Annotated in this window: 13 protein-coding genes and 1 pseudogene; 6 read left to right on the top strand and 8 right to left on the bottom strand. The window is 69.1% G+C overall.

Annotated features, from left to right (window positions below; translation table 11 throughout):
- Nucleotides 1–95: 95 nt before the first annotated feature.
- A pseudogene (locus O3W51_RS39080) lies at nucleotides 96–871 on the bottom strand (IS256 family transposase); the annotation flags it as partial.
- 814 nt (nucleotides 872–1,685) lie between these two features.
- Between O3W51_RS39080 and O3W51_RS39075 the strand changes: the two are divergent.
- From O3W51_RS39075 to O3W51_RS39060, 4 genes are all read left to right on the top strand, one after another.
- On the top strand, nucleotides 1,686–2,366 hold the full coding sequence (locus tag O3W51_RS39075; protein WP_138357808.1) for a hypothetical protein: 681 nt from the start codon (nucleotides 1,686–1,688) through the stop codon (nucleotides 2,364–2,366).
- A gap of 397 nt (nucleotides 2,367–2,763) precedes the next feature.
- Nucleotides 2,764–3,768, top strand: coding sequence for a zinc metalloprotease (locus O3W51_RS39070; RefSeq protein ID WP_138357809.1), 1,005 nt, complete (start codon nucleotides 2,764–2,766; stop codon nucleotides 3,766–3,768).
- Between the two features lie 539 nt (nucleotides 3,769–4,307).
- Nucleotides 4,308–5,210: a trypsin-like serine protease gene (locus O3W51_RS39065; protein WP_244809742.1), complete on the top strand. Its 903-nt coding sequence runs from the start codon at nucleotides 4,308–4,310 to the stop codon at nucleotides 5,208–5,210.
- Nucleotides 5,211–5,413: 203 nt separating this feature from the next.
- Nucleotides 5,414–6,610, top strand: a complete 1,197-nt coding sequence (locus O3W51_RS39060; RefSeq protein ID WP_138357810.1) for a S53 family peptidase — start codon at nucleotides 5,414–5,416, stop codon at nucleotides 6,608–6,610.
- Nucleotides 6,611–7,420: 810 nt separating this feature from the next.
- Here O3W51_RS39060 and O3W51_RS39055 read toward each other — a convergent pair.
- Both O3W51_RS39055 and O3W51_RS39050 read right to left on the bottom strand, forming a co-directional pair.
- A complete protein-coding gene (locus O3W51_RS39055; RefSeq protein ID WP_381589147.1) occupies nucleotides 7,421–8,011 on the bottom strand; it encodes an RNA polymerase sigma factor in 591 nt (196 codons plus the stop codon).
- Between the two features lie 82 nt (nucleotides 8,012–8,093).
- Nucleotides 8,094–8,549, bottom strand: a complete 456-nt coding sequence (locus O3W51_RS39050; RefSeq protein WP_269288643.1) for a hypothetical protein — start codon at nucleotides 8,547–8,549, stop codon at nucleotides 8,094–8,096.
- Between the two features lie 717 nt (nucleotides 8,550–9,266).
- Here O3W51_RS39050 and O3W51_RS39045 point away from each other — a divergent pair.
- Complete coding sequence (locus O3W51_RS39045; RefSeq protein ID WP_198359360.1) at nucleotides 9,267–11,486, top strand: bifunctional polysaccharide deacetylase/glycosyltransferase family 2 protein; 2,220 nt, start codon at nucleotides 9,267–9,269, stop codon at nucleotides 11,484–11,486.
- A gap of 33 nt (nucleotides 11,487–11,519) precedes the next feature.
- Here the strand turns inward: O3W51_RS39045 and O3W51_RS39040 are convergent, their stop codons facing one another.
- Nucleotides 11,520–12,233, bottom strand: coding sequence for a response regulator transcription factor (locus O3W51_RS39040; protein WP_269288641.1), 714 nt, complete (start codon nucleotides 12,231–12,233; stop codon nucleotides 11,520–11,522).
- A 378-nt stretch (nucleotides 12,234–12,611) separates the two neighbouring features.
- Here O3W51_RS39040 and O3W51_RS39035 point away from each other — a divergent pair, with 378 nt between their 5' ends.
- Nucleotides 12,612–12,980 (top strand): MBL fold metallo-hydrolase RNA specificity domain-containing protein, encoded by a 369-nt coding sequence (locus tag O3W51_RS39035; RefSeq protein WP_232486193.1) that lies wholly within the window; start codon nucleotides 12,612–12,614, stop codon nucleotides 12,978–12,980.
- A gap of 155 nt (nucleotides 12,981–13,135) precedes the next feature.
- Here O3W51_RS39035 and O3W51_RS39030 read toward each other — a convergent pair whose 3' ends face one another.
- Genes O3W51_RS39030 through pflB form a run of 4 tightly spaced genes read right to left on the bottom strand, consistent with a single transcriptional unit; the run spans nucleotide 13,136 to nucleotide 17,336 of the window.
- Nucleotides 13,136–13,381 (bottom strand): hypothetical protein, encoded by a 246-nt coding sequence (locus O3W51_RS39030; RefSeq protein ID WP_198359354.1) that lies wholly within the window; start codon nucleotides 13,379–13,381, stop codon nucleotides 13,136–13,138.
- Between the two features lie 60 nt (nucleotides 13,382–13,441).
- Nucleotides 13,442–14,290 (bottom strand): universal stress protein, encoded by an 849-nt coding sequence (locus tag O3W51_RS39025; RefSeq protein ID WP_198359353.1) that lies wholly within the window; start codon nucleotides 14,288–14,290, stop codon nucleotides 13,442–13,444.
- 59 nt (nucleotides 14,291–14,349) lie between these two features.
- Nucleotides 14,350–15,078 carry a pyruvate formate-lyase-activating protein gene (pflA, locus tag O3W51_RS39020; protein WP_198359351.1) on the bottom strand — a complete coding sequence of 243 codons (729 nt, stop codon included), beginning with the start codon at nucleotides 15,076–15,078 and terminating at the stop codon, nucleotides 14,350–14,352.
- Nucleotides 15,075–17,336, bottom strand: coding sequence for a formate C-acetyltransferase (pflB, locus tag O3W51_RS39015; protein ID WP_198359350.1), 2,262 nt, complete (start codon nucleotides 17,334–17,336; stop codon nucleotides 15,075–15,077). The genes pflA and pflB overlap by 4 nt, the downstream gene beginning before the upstream one ends.
- Between the last annotated feature and the right edge of the window lie 208 nt (nucleotides 17,337–17,544).

Raw genomic sequence — 17,544 nt, 5'->3', positions numbered from 1 at the left:
CGAACCGCAGCGCGAGCTGCCCGCGGACCTCACTGGATATGCCCATACCGGCTCAACGAGTCCCGCGAGGAAAGGCAACATGTTGAATCTTTACGACTCCAGTGGGTGCGGCAGCGCTCCAGGCGGTGCCCGGCAGGGCGGCGCCGATCGCCTCGACCAGGCCGGCGTGGGCGTCGGAGACGACGAGCTGGACCCCGGTCAGGCCGCGGGCGACCAGGCCGCGCAGGAACGCCAGCCACCCGGCCCCGTCCTCGGCGGCCGCGACGTCCAAGCCCAGGACCTCGCGCTGGCCCTCGGCATTGACGCCGACCGCGACCAGGCAGTGCACGTTCACGACCCGGCCGCCCTCGCGGACCTTCTGCGTCAGCGCGTCCAGCCACACGAACGTGTAGGGTCCGGCGTCCAGCGGGCGGTTGCGGAACTCCGCCACCCGGGCGTCGAGGTGCTTGGCCATCTCGCTGACCTGTGACTTCGACAACTGAGTGACACCGAGAGACTCGGCGAGCTTGGTGACCCGGCGGGTCGAGACCCCCAGCAGGTAGGCGGTGGCGACCACCGAGACCAGCGCCTGCTCGGCCCGGCGACGACGCTCCAGCAGCCAGCTAGGGAAGTACGAACCGGAGCGGATCTTGGGGATCGCGAGCTCGACGGTGCCGGCGCGGGTGTCCCACGACCGGGGCCGGTAGCCGTTGCGCTGGTTGACGCGCTCGTCGCTGACCTGCCCGTACTCCGCTCCGCAGACCGCGTCGGCGTCCGCGGACATCAACGCTTCGGCGAAGGTCTTCACCATCGCCCGCAACAAATCCGGACTCGCCGAGGCAAGGTTCTCCTCCAACAGGCCAGCCAGGGGCACAATTTCAGGTGCGGTCATCGTGCTGAACTCCTCTTCGCGACTCGACATCTCGAAGAATCAGCCGATGGCCGTCTTACGTCCCGGCACCACCCCGATGATCAGGCGCAAACCCCCTGATCAGGTGGAACCCATACACCACCACCCCGGACGTGACCCCCGTACGGCCACTTGGCGCCGAGGCGACGCAGGGTGCTCGGGGGCAGGAGCATGCCGGAGCCGGCCGGTGCCACGGTCGCGCCCGCGGCACCGGCCCAACGCAGAAAGTCCCCGGCCGGGCAGGGAAGGGTCCGTGACGGCCTCGGAGCGCAGGGCGTGCAGTTCGTCGACGGGAATGTGCGGCCTACCGGCCGCCGTGCTCTTCGGTGAGTGGCTGGAGGGTGCGCAGGCGGGCGGTTTTACGTGCCGTGAGGATGGGTGCCCTTGGGAACACTCGAAGGCGCGGGCCCAGCTTGGGCGTGTGGCGTCCCGCGCAGGGGGCGAGTGCCCTCTTTTACGGAGTGTCAGGTTGCCAAGGTCGGCACGAATGGGCGCTACACGCTACCGTCTGCCAACAAGGAGAGACCGGGACCCACCGAACGAACTGGAACCACTGTCCACGACATCGCGGAATGCCAACCCGCCCCTGCCCAGCGCCCAGTCGGCTGTGGGAGACGGCACCGATGAGATGGTCCGGACCACACCATTCCGCCATGGCTGGATCGTTACCGTTGACGATCAGGACATGGGCGCTGTAACGGGATATACCTGGCGCCATTCTCCTTGACGCACGGATCGAGTGCGCCCATTCTGGCCATCTCCCCCCGCTCCACCCCACCTTCAGGTTGGTATGCCCATGCGCACTCTTCACCTGGCAGCTGCAGCGACCGCGGTCGCTGCAGCTTCCCTGCTGCTTGCCCCGGGCGCCTTCGCCGCCGCCCCCGGCGACAACGGCACCATCAAGATCCACGATGCCAAGACCGGCGAGGATCTCGTCAAGAACGAGCCTCACGTCTGCGCCTTCTACCTCGACGCGTTCTTCTTCGACGGCCTGCAGCAGGCCGACTGGAAGATCGTCGAAATACCGCCCACCGGCAAGAACCAAGAGGCGAAGACCGGAGCAATCACCCTCGACAGCAAAGGCCACGGACGCACCGGGGACCTGAGCCTGCCGAACGGCCACTACAAGCTCATCTGGAACTTCAACGGGGAGCACGGCAAAGCCAAGCACAAGGTCTTCTGGACCAACTGCGAGGAGAGCGGCACGTCGGGCGGACCGGGGTCCACCGGCACTCCCACGGGCACTCCCACCGGTTCGGGAAGTCCGAGCACGTCGCCCTCCTCCGGGACCCAGGCCCCGACCTCGGCTCCGACCACGGGCTCCCCCGCCGCCTCCCCCACCGCCTCCGACACCACTGGTGACGGCACCCTTGCGTCGACCGGCGCTTCCGTCGGCGGCCTGACCTTCGCTGCCGTGCTGCTGCTCGGCGGCGGCACGGCCCTCGCGATGCGCCGTCGCAAGGGACAGCACAACTGACCTCGGACCAACGGGCAGCTAGCTGCGCGCATGGGAGGGCCTGTCCGAGTACACGGACAGGCCCTCCCATGGCGTCCGCCGCTGCCGCCCACCCTGCCCGGCAGGCCGCGTACCGGTTTTCGGGTCGATGAAACACCATTTTCAGTCACCGTGGCTCGTTAATTCGGCTGCCCTGGCCTGTTAACGGAACATCAATCGGCGGGCCGCATGCTGCGCACTGGCACCCGTATCGGGACACGGCAACCGGCCCCACGCCGCACTTCTTGCGATCCGCGCCCGATTTGCCCGCACAATCGACTCGGCCAGTTCGGATCTGCCGCAGACATGACAAGTGGCCATAGCCTCCCCGCGGCGGAGAGGAAGTTCCTCCCCGCCGAGTTCGCAGCGAGGAGTGCCCATGCGCCGCCTGCCCCGCTCCCCCCGTCTCCACCCGTCCAACAACCGTCTGCTCGGTGCCGCTGCCGCGATCGGTGCCCTTGCGCTGCTGCCGCTGCCCGGCGTAGCCGGCACGGTGACAGCTGCTGCCGCTCACCCGGCCGCCGCCACGGCTTGTTCGACGGACAACCAGAGCGACGCCGCCGCCCGCAAGATGAAAGGCGCCACCGGGCACGAGCCAGCTGAACTGACCGACGCCCAGGCCAAGGCCATGGACACAGCGCTTCAACAGCGCGTCACCGCTCTGCGCGCCCAAGGCCGCAATCTCGCCCCGGCTGCCCTGGCCGCCACCACCGTCCCGGTCTACGTCCACGTCATCCACAGCGGTGCTGCCGGCAACCTCTCCTCGACCGACATCAGCCGACAGATGTCGGTCCTCAACGCCGCCTACAGCGGCCAGGGCACCGGCAACGCGGCGACTCCGTTCCAGTTCTCACTCGCCGGCACGGACTACACCGACAACGCCGGCTGGTACAACGGCCTCACACCCGGCTCGTCAGCCGAGAAATCCATGAAGACAACCCTGCGCAAGGGCGGCGCCAACGCCCTCAATCTCTACACGGCCAGCCTCGGCCAGAGCCTGCTCGGCTGGGCGACGTTCCCCAGCTCCTACAAGTCCAACCCCAAGGACGACGGTGTCGTCATCCTCGACACCTCCCTGCCCGGCGGCTCGGCCACCAACTACAACGAGGGCGATACCGCCACCCACGAGGTCGGCCACTGGTTCGGGCTCTACCACACCTTCCAGGGCGGCTGTAACGGCAACGGCGACTACGTCTCCGACACCCCGGCGGAGAAGAGTGCCGCCTATCAGTGTCCGACGGGCCGCGACACCTGCGCGAACAAGCCCGGCGCCGACCCCATCCACAACTTCATGGACTACACCTACGACCCCTGCATGTACCAGTTCACCGCGGGCCAGGTGCAGCGCATGACCGACTCCTGGACCGCCTACCGCGCCGGCTGACGACCTCCGCACGCACCCGACCCACTGCCAGGAAACAACCGCGAAGGACCAGCCCGGGGGATGAAGCCCCGAGCTGGTCCTTCCAGCGCCCGTGCCCGTCAGCCCGCCTACGAACCGACCCGAAGCACCCCATTAGCGTCGACTCCCGTGAGGTCGGAAGGCCCAGCAAACCGCTGTGCGGCGAATTCACGGTTGCGTGAGGTCTGCCGGCGATGGAGGTGGGAACGCCTATGCCGAGCGGCGCACTCTCGCGCGGATGACCTCCCAGCACCCCCGGCAACGGAACGCGCTCGTGGGATCGACCGTGCGCCGCCGCGCTTGGTGGGAATACCCAATTGGCGGGGCATGCGCGGCTTTTGGCAGGTTTTATGTGGCACCTTGCGCTGGTCCTCGAAGACCATCACACTGCACGCGTCCAACCGGCCGGCAACTCTCAGCCGGCTGGGTTGACGGAGTCGTCGGACGGGGTCCGGCGGAGTTCGGTACGCGTGGTCTGTGATGCCGCCGGGGTGCCGGCGGCTGCCCTGAGGGAGCTGATCGTGACGTTCTGGAACACGGCGACCGCACTGCGACGTTACGGCGCAAGTGCGGCTGCCCTTGCCACCGCCGCGGGGATGGTCTTCGCCGCGGCGCTCCCCGCCGCCGCCATCAACTCGTACAACGCGACGCCCGCGCCGGAGCGGACCGAAGTCGGGGCGCTGATCGCGCAGTGGGACGACGACGCGGATCCCGAGACGCCCGACAGAGTGGACTGGGTGTGCTCCGGCACGATGGTGGATCGCGACACGTTCGTCACGGCGGGACACTGCACCACGGACTGGCCCGCGGGCGTGCAGTTCTTTGTCTCCCTCGATCAGGACGTGCAGTCCGCTCTCGATTCCGCCGCCAGGGCCCACCCCGGCAACCCGTCGGCCGTCGCCACAGCCGTGGGGATCGAAGGCACCGCCCACACAGACCCGGCCTATCCCGGCCCGTCCTCCGACCCGCACGACATCGCCGTGATCCAGGTACCGGCCGTCTCGATGGCCGCCCGGTGGTCGTTCACCCCTGCCACACTGCCCGGCGCCGGGGAGTTGAGCGCTCTGGGGTCCCGGCGATTGCACTCCACCGCGTTCGTGGTGGCCGGTTACGGCACCGAAGAGGCGGCCCGCGGTCCGGGCGGACAGTCGCATCCCGGTGGCGGCGTCCGCATGAAAGCACCCGTCACCTTCGACGCTCTCAATCCGTCCTGGGTCCGCCTGGCGATGACGGAACCACAGGGCAACGGCGGTGCCTGCTACGGCGACTCCGGCGGCCCGAACTTCGCCGTTCTCGGCGGCAGGCTCGTGCTGGCAGCGACAACAATCACCGGCGACTCACCGTGCTACGCGACCAATGTCGCCTACCGGCTCGACTCCCCCGCCGCCCGGGCGTTCCTGGCCTCGTTCGCCACTCTCCCCTGACAGCGGCTTCTTCGGCCCCACAGCCCATCGCCTCAGCAGCCGATCCCTGCCGGGGCTCACGGCGGACACAGCCTTCCTCCTGGCTGTGACGCGGAGGCAGTCATCAAAGAGCGCCAGACGGCGGCAGACACGATCTCCCCGACAAGGAGCCGATCGCCTGCCGAGGTCGAGAACCCGTTCGACCACTATCCGAGGAGAACGACATGCAACTCCGCGCAAGGCTCGTCGGCGTAGGTGTCATGGCCATGGCGGCAATCCCGCTCATGGTCCTTGGCACCGCCCAAGCCTCGCAGACCGTGGCGCTGCCCGCACAGGCCACGGCCCATTCCTGTGCCACCGCCCAGGCCGGCTTCGCCTCCTGCAAGGCGATCCTCCGAACCGACATCGCCCCGGCCAAGACGATATCGCCCAACGCCACCCCGTCAGGGTATGGGCCCGCCAGCCTCCAGGCGGCCTACGCGCTACCGTCAGCAACGGCTGGTGCGGGCCGCACAGTGGCGATCGTCGATGCCTACGACGACCCGACCGCCGAGGCCGATCTCGCGGTCTACCGCAGCCAGTTCGGACTTCCGGCCTGCACCACCGCCAACGGCTGCTTCAAGAAGATCGATCAGAACGGTGGCACCGCCTACCCCCGCAAGGACGGTGGTTGGGCCCAGGAGATCTCCCTCGACATCGACATGGTGTCCGCCATCTGCCCGAACTGCCACATCCTGCTCGTCGAAGCCAAGTCCGCGTCCTTCGCCAACCTGGGTGCGGCCGTGAACCGCGCCGCCGCAACTCCCGGCGTCGTGGCGATCAGCAACAGCTACGGCGGCTCCGACGCCTCGGACGCCAACTACGGGACCTACTACAACCACCCGGGCATAGCCGTCACGGCCAGCTCCGGCGACAGCGGATACGGTGCGAGCTACCCGGCTTCCTCGCATTATGTAACCGCCGTCGGCGGCACCACCCTCAACACCGCCTCCAACGCGCGCGGCTGGACCGAGACCGCCTGGAGTGGCGCGGGCAGCGGCTGCTCCGCCTACAACACCGCACTCACCGGAGCCGCCTCATTCGGCACCGGCTGCGCCAAGCGGGCCGAGGCCGACGTCTCCGCGGTCGCCAACCCCTCCACCGGTGTCGCGGTCTATGACAGCACCGCCTACCAGGGTAGTTCCGGCTGGATGGTCTTCGGCGGCACCAGCGTCTCCGCCCCGGTCATCGGCTCGGTGTACGCGCTCGCCGGCAACACAGGCTCGATCGACAACAACTACCCCTACACCCACTCCGCCTCGCTGTGGGACGTCACCTCCGGAAGCAACGGCACGTGCCCGACCGTTCAGTGGTGCAACGCCCGTACCGGCTGGGACGGCCCCACCGGCCTGGGCACCCCCAACGGCATCGGCGCCTTCTGAACCTCTCAGCCAGTCAGTATCGCTCCGGGCCGGAGGGTCTCCACACCCTCCGGCCCGGTCGTCCGCCCGGTCACCTCCGAGGGGTGGGCGGCCCGGTCGGTCGAGAGGACGGTGGCGTCGGCGAGGCTGGGGACTTGCCATGAGCAGCGGCCCTACCGAGCAGCCGTGCACAGTAGGCGTCGACTTCGCTCTTTCCGCCGGCCGCCTGCTCGAGCCGGGCCCCGGAGCGAGACTCCAGGGACTGACCGCGATCTGTCGCTTGGACGTACTTCTCGCACAGTCCCTTCACGTCCTGGCCCGCCGGTGCCGGAGAAGTGACCGCTGCAGGCAAGGAGGGTTGCGCGGGTGGCACAGGCGTGTGGGACGAGCCGGTGGCCGCGGAAGAGCTGGGGGTGCCGCTCGGGTGGGGGGCTACGGCGCCGTGATTGCCGGGGACAGTGGCAGTGGACGGCACAGGACCTGAGGTGGCGGCACCGGGGTGGAACGGCAGGGGAAGGTTTCCGGTCTGCGCCGCGATGGCCACCCCGCCGAGCACGAAGACCGCGGCTATGCCTCCAGCCAGGACCTTGACGGGCCGCGACCTGAAGGTTCGGCGCCGAAGGCCACGCCCAACGGGGCTGTCCCGGGCTTGCCGGAAGGCCGCCAGTGCCGCATGTTCGCGCGCGCTGTCCAGAGGGAGCGGCTTCGCCGCCACCGTGAGAAGCCGGGTGAGGTCGGCTGCCCGGCTGTCGGCTTCCGCGATGTCCTGTCCGCTGAGCAGCCGCTCTGCGACGGCCGCGTCCAGCCATCCATCGTGTTCTCGGAAGTCGTTCATTCGTCATTTCTCCCAGCGCCGTTGAGGCGCTCCGACAGGTATTTCAGACCCCGGTGGGACGCGGTTCGCACCGCACCCGGGCGCTTGCCCAGGACCTTCGCCGCCATCGGCCCATTGAGCCCGAGCACCACTCGCAGCAGCACGGCTTCGGCCTGCTCCTGGGGCAGTTCGGCGATCAGGGTCAGCGCGCGCTCGGTGGACAGATTCTCCAGGGCCACGCCCTCCGTGTCCTGCAAGGTCAAGGGCTCTTTGGTTCGCTCGTCGAACCCGGACGTGCGGGGGCGGACCCTGATCCTTCGCAGGTGGTCCAGGGCGCGGTGCCGGGCTATGACCGCCGCCCAACCCCGGAAGCGCTCTCCGTCGCCGCGGAACGCGCCGAAGTCGCGGACGATGTCGTGCCAGGCCTCCGACGCGATGTCCTCGGCATCCTCACCGACCAGGCCGCGCAGGTATCCCAGAAGCATGGGATGGATCTCGCGGTAGACGATGCCGAAGGCGGCTTCGTCGCCACCGCGGGCCTGAGCGACGGCATCGCCCAGCTCCCCGTCATCCATCCTGCTGCGTCGGCGCACCTCCGCCTTGCCCACTGCAATCCTCTTCGCGCTCGCCGACACCGTGCAACATCTTCATCCGCCGAAGGACGTCCTCCGACTCGCGGTAGGGCGGGCGTCACACCTGTGCCTGGCCCACCACCGCGAGATAGAAGAGACGCAAGCTGTGCTGCGGTCCGTTCTCGAACCGCTTGACCGCCTTGCCCAGCGGATTCCATACCCGCCCGTCAGGAGTCCGGATCCCGAAGGGCTGCCCGAATGTATCGCGCTGGTGGGCATCGAAGTCCACCCAGCCGGCTCTCGCCCCGCGTACCAGCACCTCTCCGGTGTAGGCACCGAAGCCCAGGAGCGTTCGGGTCACCGCCTGGGCGGGCGGATTCTCCCGTCGAATGCCCTCGATGGCCCGGTCCACCAGCGCCAGACTCTGCGGCGAGTAATCCAGCCGGATCCTGGACCCTTCCCGCACAATCGCCACGATGTCGGCTGCGAGGCGGGGACCGAGTACGGTCACCGGCGGGTTTCGCACGGGATTCTCCATCATGTCCCTCCGTTGGTCGGGCTCTGCCTCGCGCACGGTTCGCGCGGCTCATACGGGGGGCGCATCACACCGCGAAAACGTCACACCGAGCAGAGCACTCCGGTCACCGCAACGGCATATATCCGAAATATGCAGACCCTCGTCAACAAGCCACCGCGCCTTGTATGGTGCGCGACCGTGCACCCCACATCCGGTACCGATACGACGACGGTCGACGTCCCCGCGCGCCACGCCAGGCACAGCCATGCCGCCACTCGGCCGGTGTTTCTCGACGCTTCCGGACGTCGGCAGCGTCGAGTTCGGCGCGTCGGGAGATTCCTGGTCATACCAGCCGTTGGGTACGTCGCACTGCTGCTGAGTGCCGCCCTCGGCGGGCCGACCGTTTCCTCTCCGTACCTTCCACTGCCCGAGGCCGGCAACCACCCGGCCGGCGTCTCGAGCCCAGGACCGGACGCCACAACCGCGGCAGGCGGCAAACCGGCCACCGGCACGGAATCCCGCACGCCGGGCACCGGCTCGTCCCACGGGTCCACGACCGCTCCGCCTGCCATGGCCATAACCCCGGGCACGTCGCCTTCGTCAGGCGTATCTCCCAGTGCCCCCCGGACAGCGGCGACCCCCACCGCCACAGTGAGCCACGGCAAGAGCACGGCCACGCATCCCGTCCCCACCCATACCGGCCGCGGCCACGGATAACTCTGGAATCCAGGTAACTCCGGAATCCCTTCACCGCCGCGAAGAGAGCACCCCGACATGACGCACGCCTCCGCCGCTTCCACCCGCTCACGAAGACGCCGGGGACGCCGCGGCGTTGTCCGCGCCACACCGCTGCGCACCCACTGGCTGCTGCTGACGGTCCTGATCCTCACACTCTGCGCCGCACTCCTCATCCAGGGCTACACCCAGCACATGTTCGGTATCAGTGACGACGCGGCCCGCGCTGACGGCGGTGCCGCGGAACGCGTACCCGCTGCCGTCGCTCATGGCGGCCCGGTGATCGACAGCGCGGCCGTACCGGCCCGCACCGCTCGCCCTCGGGCGCACACCATCGCCCTCACGTTCGACGACGGCCCCGACCCGACCTGGACGCCGAAGATCCTGGACGTGCTGCGCCGCAACCACGTCCATGCCACGTTCTTCGTCGTGGGCACCCAGGTCGCCGCCCACCCGGCGCTGGTTCGGCGCATCCTCGCCGAGGGGCACCAGATCGGCATTCACACCTTCACCCACGCCGACCTCGGGTCGATCCCGGGCTGGCAGCGCACCCTCGAATTGCGCGAAGCCCAACTCGCCCTGGCCGGCGCCACCGGACACACCAGCTCACTGCTGCGGCCCCCCTACTCCTCGGTCAACGAGGCGCTCAACGACCGGGACTGGGACACGGTCCTGGCGGCCGGCGACGCCGGCTATCTGACCGTACTGACCACGCAGGACAGCGAGGACTGGCAGCGCCCCGGCGTCGACCGGATCGTCACCAACGCCACACCGCACGGAAGCGCCGGCCGGATTCTGCTCATGCACGATGCCGGCGGCGACCGGTCCCAGAGCGTGGCCGCCCTCGACCGTCTGCTCCCCCTGATGGCGGCCCGTGGATTCACCGTGACCACGGTCGGCGACGCCGTCGGGATCCCGCAAGTCATGAACCCCGCCGCCGGCAAGGACCACTGGCTGGGCGTCGGTCTCATCGGGGCGCTGGACGGCAGCGCCTGGGCGCTGACCTTGCTCGGCTGGCTGCTGTACGCGGCAGGCGCGCTCGCCGTGCTGCGCGCCATCGCCGTGCTCATCGCCGCCCGGCGGCACGTCCGGCTACGGGGCACCGGCTGGGGGCGACCGGTCACCGCACCCGTCAGCATCATCGTGCCCGCCTACAACGAGAGCGCGGGCATCGAGGCCGCGGTCCGCTCGTTGCTCGCCTCCGACCATCCCGTCGAGATCATCGTGGTCGACGACGGCTCCACCGACGGCACCGCCGACCTCGTGGAGTCGCTCCGCCTTCCCTATGTGCGGGTCATCCGGCAGCAGAACGCCGGCAAGCCGGCAGCCCTCAACACCGGAATCGCTGCCGCCTCACACGAGCTCCTGGTCATGGTCGACGGCGACACCGTCTTCGAACCTGATGCCGCCCGCATGCTGGTGCAGCCGTTCGCCGACTCCCGGATCGGAGCGGTCTCCGGCAACGCGAAGGTGATCAACCGCGGCGGACTGCTCGGCCGCTGGCAGCACATCGAGTACGTCGTCGGCTTCAACCTCGACCGCCGCCTGTTCGACCTCGCCGAATGCATGCCAACCGTTCCAGGAGCCGTCGGCGCGTTCCGCCGCTCCGCGCTCCTGCGCATCGGCGGTGTCAGTGAGGACACCCTCGCCGAGGACACGGACCTCACCATGGCCCTGTGCCGCGAGGGCTGGCGGGTGGTGTACCAGGAGGACGCCATCGCCTGGACCGAGGCGCCGGCCTCCCTGCGTGCGCTCTGGCGGCAGCGCTACCGCTGGTGCTACGGCACCCTGCAAGCAATGTGGAAGCACCGCGGCGCCCTGGTGCAGACCCGGGCGGCGGGCAAGCTGGGCCGCCGCGGTCTGATGTATCTGTTGCTCTTCCAGGTTCTGCTGCCCCTGCTCGCCCCCGTCGTCGACATCTTCGCTGTCTACGGCCTGATCTTCCTGGACCCTCAACGCATCCTGGCCCTCTGGCTCGGCTTCCTCGCGCTGCAGACCGCAATGGCTCTGTACGCCTTCCGCCTGGACGACGAACGACCGGGGGCGCTGTGGAGTCTGCCTCTGCAGCAGTTCGTCTACCGGCAGTTGATGTACCTCGTCGTCATCCAGTCGGTGGCGACCGCGATCGCGGGATCGCGGCTGCGCTGGCAGCGGATGGAGCGTTACGGCAGCCTGCACGTACCCGAGCCCTCACCACATGGCTCGCCCGCGGCCTCCGGCGTGACCGATTCCTCCACGCGCGCGGCGCCTTCGTCATAGGGCGGCCGTCCACAACGAGTTGCGGATCGCGTCTCAGGCCCGGCGTCGTTCTCCCGGATCCTCCTCCGGTACCGGCAACGAGTTCGGCATGCTGGCCCGGTGGGCCAGTGCCACGGCGGCAACCGAGGAGTGGACGTCGAGTTTGATCATCAGATTCTGCACGTGCGTGCGTACCGTGTTCGTCGACAGGAAGAGGCGCCGCCCGATCTCCGATCGACTCATCCCGGCGGAGAGGCAACCCAGCACCTCGCGCTCGCGAGCGGTGAGGTTCGCCAAACGCCCGGTGTCCTCCTCCATCCCATCACGCATGGTCACCAGTTCAGCGAGCACCCGGGTGAGCAGGGGCGGCGGAATCCAGGTCTCGCCGCGCTGCACACCCCTGATGACGGCGAGCAGATGCTGCATGGAGCTGTCCTTGGAAACCCAGCCGCGAACACCGGAACGGATCGCGGCACAGGCGAGATCGTCGGCCCTGGTGCCGTCGCTGAGCACGATGAGGGGCACGGCCAGCCGGCCCGGCCACGGCGACACGGCCACAGCCAGGCCGGGCGAGGCCAACGGGCCGATGTCCGCCACGACCACGTCCGCGCGGTCATCCCCCGCTGCTCGGCAGGCCGCCTTCATCCCGGTTACCGCACTGCCGACCATTCCCACCTGTCGCAGCCCCAGCGCAAGGACCTCAGCGACCGAGCGGCGCCGGTCGGCCACGACGACCCGGATCTCGCCAGCCTGTTCCGAGGTTCCCACCGAATGGTCCACTCTGCCAGCCGCGAGGTCCACCCGCGCCGGGAGCCGATCCTCGACTGGAACGATCGGATCCGGCCACCGTCGTCGTCCCCGCCTTCGCGATCGATCGCACCGAGATCGTCCTCCACGAGCTCGCCGATCTGCGCCGGGACGGAATCCTGCCTTCCTCCGTCCCCGTCTACGTCGACAGCCCCATGGCGCTGGCCGCCCTGGACGTCTACCGGGACGCCCTGTGCTCCGGCTCCCCCGAGTTGCGGCCCGAGATCCTCGCCCAGGGCGAGGCCGCGATCAGTCCCGAGCCGTTCCTGGCGGCCCGCGCCGTCCAGGAGTCCATCGACAACAACACCAGCGGTCCCGCCGTCATCGTCCTCGGCCGGCATGGCCACGGGAGGCCGTGTCCTGCACCACCTGCACCGGCTCCTGCCCGACCCCCGCAACGCCGTCGTCATCGTCGGCTTCGCGGCCGCCGGCACCCGGGCCCGCGACCTGGTGGACGGCGTTCCCGCCCTCAAGATGTTCGGCGAGTACATCCCCGTACGGGCGGAGGTCGCCGACGTGCCGTACTTCTCCGCCCACGCCGATGCCGGACAGATCATCGACTGGCTGCGCGGAGCCCCGCCCCCGCACACCACCTACCTGGTCGACGGCGAGGAGTCCGCGGCCGCGTCGCTCCGGGACCGGATCGACCACGAATTGGGCTGGACGACCGTCGTACCCAAGCCAGGGGAGGCCGTTCTGGTCCGCTGACCGTGCGGGAAGGACCCGCCACGGCCGGGTCCTTCGAGGGCGGGTTGGCGCTTCTCGCCCAGGCGAAACAGAGAGACCGCCCGCGCCTGCGGACGGTCTCTCGGATCCTGTGGCTTTGTGGGCGGGCTTGTCGCTCCAACACCTCACCCGAATCATCAGCGATGTCCGTGATGCAGCTGGTGATGTCTGCCCTGGGTGTAGCGGCGGGTCCGCACCGCCGCCCAGAGGCGGCTCACCTTGTCGAGGAGCGTCTCCGATACGACCGTCATGACAGCGATCACAGCCAGCGCGGCCAGTAACAGCAGGACGAACAGTGTCCAGAAATCGGTCGTCAGCGTCGTCTCCACGATGGCCATCTCCTCATCGGCAGCTGTCGCTCGCAGCCGCTCTTCCGCCAGCATCGGCCGCTCAGTACCGGTGGTGCCCGGGGCCGAACGTCCCGGGGTGGGACCGTTCGGCTCTTACTCCGGCCCCATCGGAACGAGGATGACCGGGCAGCGGGCGTGGTGCAGTAAGGCTGTGGTGACCGGGCCGAGTTGAGGGCCCAGCCGGCCCTGGCGCCGGTGTGCGGCCACCACGATGACAGCGGCGTTGCCCGTTGCCTCCAGCAGTGCGTGCGCCGCCCCGGAGCGGACTGCGCGGGTCCGTACCGGGACCTCGGGATACTGATCGCGCAGCGATGTCACGACGCGTTCGGGCACGGCGGTCTCGTTCTGTGAACGACGGTCGATGTCGTCCTGAACGCGCCGGGTGGGGACCGGTGCAAGACCGACGGGTGCCAGATGACGATAGGTCCAGGCGTGCAGGACGCGCAGGGGTGATCCGCGGCGCGCGGCCTCGGCGAAGGCGTAGGCCGCTGCGTCGGTGTCGTTGTCGCTTTCGATGCCCAGCAGCACCTCACCGCCGGGGCCGGGGCCGTCCGGTCGCGAAACCTGGTCCCCCCGCACGACGAGGAGCGGGCTCAGCGTGCGTGCGGCCAGACGCAGACTCACCGATCCGAGCACCAGGCCCGCGAAACCTGGCAACCCGCGAGATCCGACCACGGTCAGAGCAGCAACACGGCCCCTGCGCAGCAACGCCTCGGCCGCATCCCCGACCACCGGTACGGTGCTGACCGGCAGACCAGGGTGCCGCTCACGCACCCGTTCAACGGCGGACTTCAGGGTCGGCCCCGCCTCATCGATGTCGGTGACGGCGAACACGATCTCCAGATCCGTTCCCAGCCTGACGGCTTCTGCCGCGGCCTCGTCCAGGGCTCGTACGGCGACGACTGAGCCGTCGACGCCGACGACCACGTGTCGAGCGGTCATGGTTCTCTCCTCCTTGGGTTTCGTGAGTTCGGCGGTTCGCCGCCGCGCTCCCCGGTGCGCTAGAACGCGCGCACGCCGTGATCCCGGAACTGGCCTCGCACACGGTCCACAAGGTCGGGCGACGGCGTTGGGGTGTCACGTAGCGGGAAAGGGATGTCCAGGGCTTCGTACTTGGCGGCGCCCAGCTTGTGGAAGGGCAGGACATCGACGCACTCGACATTGCCCAGTCCCGCGACGAAAGCCGCCAGGCCGTCGATGGCGGATTCGTCGTCGGTCCGGCCGGGAACCAGGACGTAGCGGATGCGGACCGGCACCCCGTGCCGGCTCAGCCTGGTGGCGAACGTCAGGGTCGGCGCGAGGCCGGCGCCCGTCAGGCTGCGGTAGGCAGCGACGTCGAAGGCTTTGATGTCCAGCAGGACCAGATTCGTGTCGGCGAGCAGATCGTCCGTGGCGCGGCTGCCGAGGAAGCCCGAGGTGTCCAGGGTGGTGTGCAGGCCGAGTTCCTTGCAGCGGTGGAACACCTCGGCGGTGAAGGCGGGTTGCAGCAGCGGCTCGCCGCCGGTGATCGTCACTCCCCCGCCGGCCGCGGTGATGAAGGTGCGGTACTTCTCGATCTCGGCCATCACGGCGTCGACGGTCATCTCCTGCCCGTCCCGCATGTGCCAGGTGTCCGGGTTCGCGCAGTACAGGCAGCGCAGCGGGCAGCCGCTGAGGAACAGTACGAAGCGGGTCCCGGGACCGTCCACGCCGGTGGACAGGTCCCAGGAGTGGACGCGGCCGGTGTTCACAACCGGCCGTGGAAGGTGCGGCTGATCACGTCGAGCTGCTGCTCGCGCGTGAGCCGGACGAAGTTGACGGCGTAACCGGAGACCCGGATGGTCAGTGCCGGGTAGTCGTCCGGGTGCTCCATGGCGTCTTCCAGAGTGGCCCGGTCCAGGACGTTGACGTTCAGGTGGAAGCCGCCGGCGGCCATGTAGCCGTCCAGGATCCCGACCAGGTTGGCGGCGCGTTCGCCCGGGTGGTGGCCGAGGCCTTCGGGCGTGATCGTCGAGGTCAGGGAGATGCCGTCACGGGCCTGGTCGTAGGGGATCTTGGCGACGGACAGCGCGGAGACGGCCATGCCGTGGCGGTCGCGACCGTTCATCGGGTTGGCTCCGGGTGCGAAGGGCTGCCCGGCACGGCGGCCGTCGGGGGTGTTGCCGGTGTGTTTGCCGTAGACCACGTTGGACGTGATCGTCAGCACCGACTGGGTGTGCTCCGCATTCCGGTAGGCCGGGTGCTCACGCACCTTGGCCATGAACCGGCGCACCAGGTCCACCGCGATCTCGTCGACGCGGTCGTCGTTGTTCCCGAAGGCGGGGTATTCGCCCTCGACCACGTAGTCGACCGCGAGGCCGGTGTCGTCCCGGATCACCTTCACCCGGGCGTGCTTCGCCGCGGACAGGCTGTCTGCGGCCACCGACAGCCCGGCGATTCCGCAGGCCAGTGTGCGGTGGACGGGGTGGTCGTGCAGGGCCATCTCCAGCCGCTCGTAGGCGTACTTGTCGTGCATGTAGTGGATGACGTTGAGGGCGTTGACGTAGGTCGCCGCCAGCCAGTCCAGAACATGGTCGTAGGCGGTGTTCAGCTCCTGGTAGTCCAGGTGGTCGCCGGCCAGTGGTTCCGTGGCAGGGGCGATCTGTTCGCCGGTCATCTCGTCCCGGCCGCCGTTGATCGCGTAGAGCAGGGCCTTGGCGAGGTTGACCCTGGCGCCGAAGAACTGCATCTGCCGGCCCACCGCCATCGCCGACACGCAGCAGGCGATCGCCGTGTCGTCCCCGGTCCGCGGGCGCAGCAGATCGTCCGACTCGTACTGCAGGGCGCTGGTGTCGATCGAGACCTGTGCGCAGAAAGTCTTGAAGCCTTCGGGCAGGCGGGGCGACCACAGCACGGTGAGGTTCGGCTCCGGTGCGGGCTCCAGGTTGTACAGGGTCTGCAGGAACCGGAAAGAGGTGCGGGTGACCAGAGTCCGGCCGTCCTGTCCGATGCCGCCCAGGGACTCGGTGACCCAGGTGGGATCGCCGGAGAACAGTTCGTCGTACTCCGGGGTGCGCAGGAAACGCACGATCCGTAGCTTGATCACGAAGTCGTCGATCAGTTCCTGGGCGCGGGTCTCGTCGATACGCCCTTCCTCGAGGTCGCGGGCGAGATAGACGTCGAGGAACGTCGAGGAACGGCCCAGTGACATCGCCGCGCCGTTCTGTTCCTTTACCGCGGCCAGGAAGCCCAGGTAAAGCCACTGGACGGCTTCGTGCGCGGTGGCGGCCGGACGGGAGACGACGCAGCCGTACGAGGCGGCCATCTCCTCCAGTTCGGCCAGGGCGCGGATCTGCTCGGCGAGCTCCTCGCGGTCGCGGATCACCTCGGCGGTGGACGGCTGCGTGTCCAGCAGGTCGCACTCGGCGTGCTTGGCCTCGATGAGGTGGGTCGTGCCGTAGAGAGCGACCCGGCGGTAGTCGCCGATGATCCGGCCACGGCCGTAGGCGTCCGGCAGCCCGGTGATGATCCCGGCCTTGCGGGCCTGGCGCATCTCCTGCGTATAGGCGTCGAAGACGCCCTGGTTGTGCGTCTTGCGGTAGGTGCCGAAGACCCGGGAGACGAACGGGTCCGGTTCGTAGCCGTAGGCGCGCAGCCCGTTCTCCACCATCCGCAGCCCGCCGTTGGGCATGATCGCCCGCTTGAGCGGCGCGTCCGTCTGCAGACCGACGATGAGCTCACGGTCCTTGTCGATCCAGCCGGGTCCGTGCGCGGTGATGGTCGACGGCGTGGCGGCGTCGACGTCCAGGACGCCCTTGCGGCGCTCCTCGGCGCGCAACTCGGACACGATGTCCCACACGGCCTGGGTCCGTTCCGTCGGGCCGGTGAGGAAGGCGGCGTCGCCCTCGTACGGCGTGTAGTTGTCCTGGATGAAGGCGCGCACGTCGATCTTCCGGTGCCAGCAGATTCCGGCGAAGCCCCGCCATGGATCGGTGGGAGGCCGGGTGTCCTTCCGAGTGGCCTGCGTCATGGCTCGTCGCCTCTTCCGTATCCGGTGACCGCAACACTGTCCGTCACTGAACCGTCGCACCGGCACGGTGGCCTGGGCGAGGGGCGGTTCGGCCCTGGTGCGGGACGTTCGGCCCCCAGCCCGGGCCGGGTGCGGAACAGGGCCGAACGGTCCCGCACGGGCCCGGTCAGCCCCTGTGGTCCGCCCCCGGTACGGACGGATCGTGGAG

Origin of the sequence: Streptomyces sp. H39-C1, assembly GCF_027158125.1 — a bacterium.
GTDB lineage: Bacteria > Actinomycetota > Actinomycetes > Streptomycetales > Streptomycetaceae > Actinacidiphila > Actinacidiphila fildesensis.
Note: the sequence above shows the minus strand (reverse complement) of the source record. Positions and strands in the feature narration are given on the sequence as shown.

Bases quoted from the DNA above. Each gene is read 5' to 3' on its own strand.
- O3W51_RS39030 (WP_198359354.1), bottom strand. From the start codon at position 13,381: ATGCTGGCGGAAGAGCGGCTGCGAGCGACAGCTGCCGATGAGGAGATG.
- O3W51_RS39045 (WP_198359360.1), top strand. From the start codon at position 9,267: ATGACGCACGCCTCCGCCGCTTCCACCCGCTCACGAAGACGCCGGGGA.
- O3W51_RS39060 (WP_138357810.1), top strand. From the start codon at position 5,414: ATGCAACTCCGCGCAAGGCTCGTCGGCGTAGGTGTCATGGCCATGGCG.
- O3W51_RS39035 (WP_232486193.1), top strand. From the start codon at position 12,612: ATGGCCACGGGAGGCCGTGTCCTGCACCACCTGCACCGGCTCCTGCCC.
- pflB (WP_198359350.1), bottom strand. From the start codon at position 17,336: ATGACGCAGGCCACTCGGAAGGACACCCGGCCTCCCACCGATCCATGG.
- O3W51_RS39075 (WP_138357808.1), top strand. From the start codon at position 1,686: ATGCGCACTCTTCACCTGGCAGCTGCAGCGACCGCGGTCGCTGCAGCT.
- O3W51_RS39070 (WP_138357809.1), top strand. From the start codon at position 2,764: ATGCGCCGCCTGCCCCGCTCCCCCCGTCTCCACCCGTCCAACAACCGT.
- O3W51_RS39025 (WP_198359353.1), bottom strand. From the start codon at position 14,290: ATGACCGCTCGACACGTGGTCGTCGGCGTCGACGGCTCAGTCGTCGCC.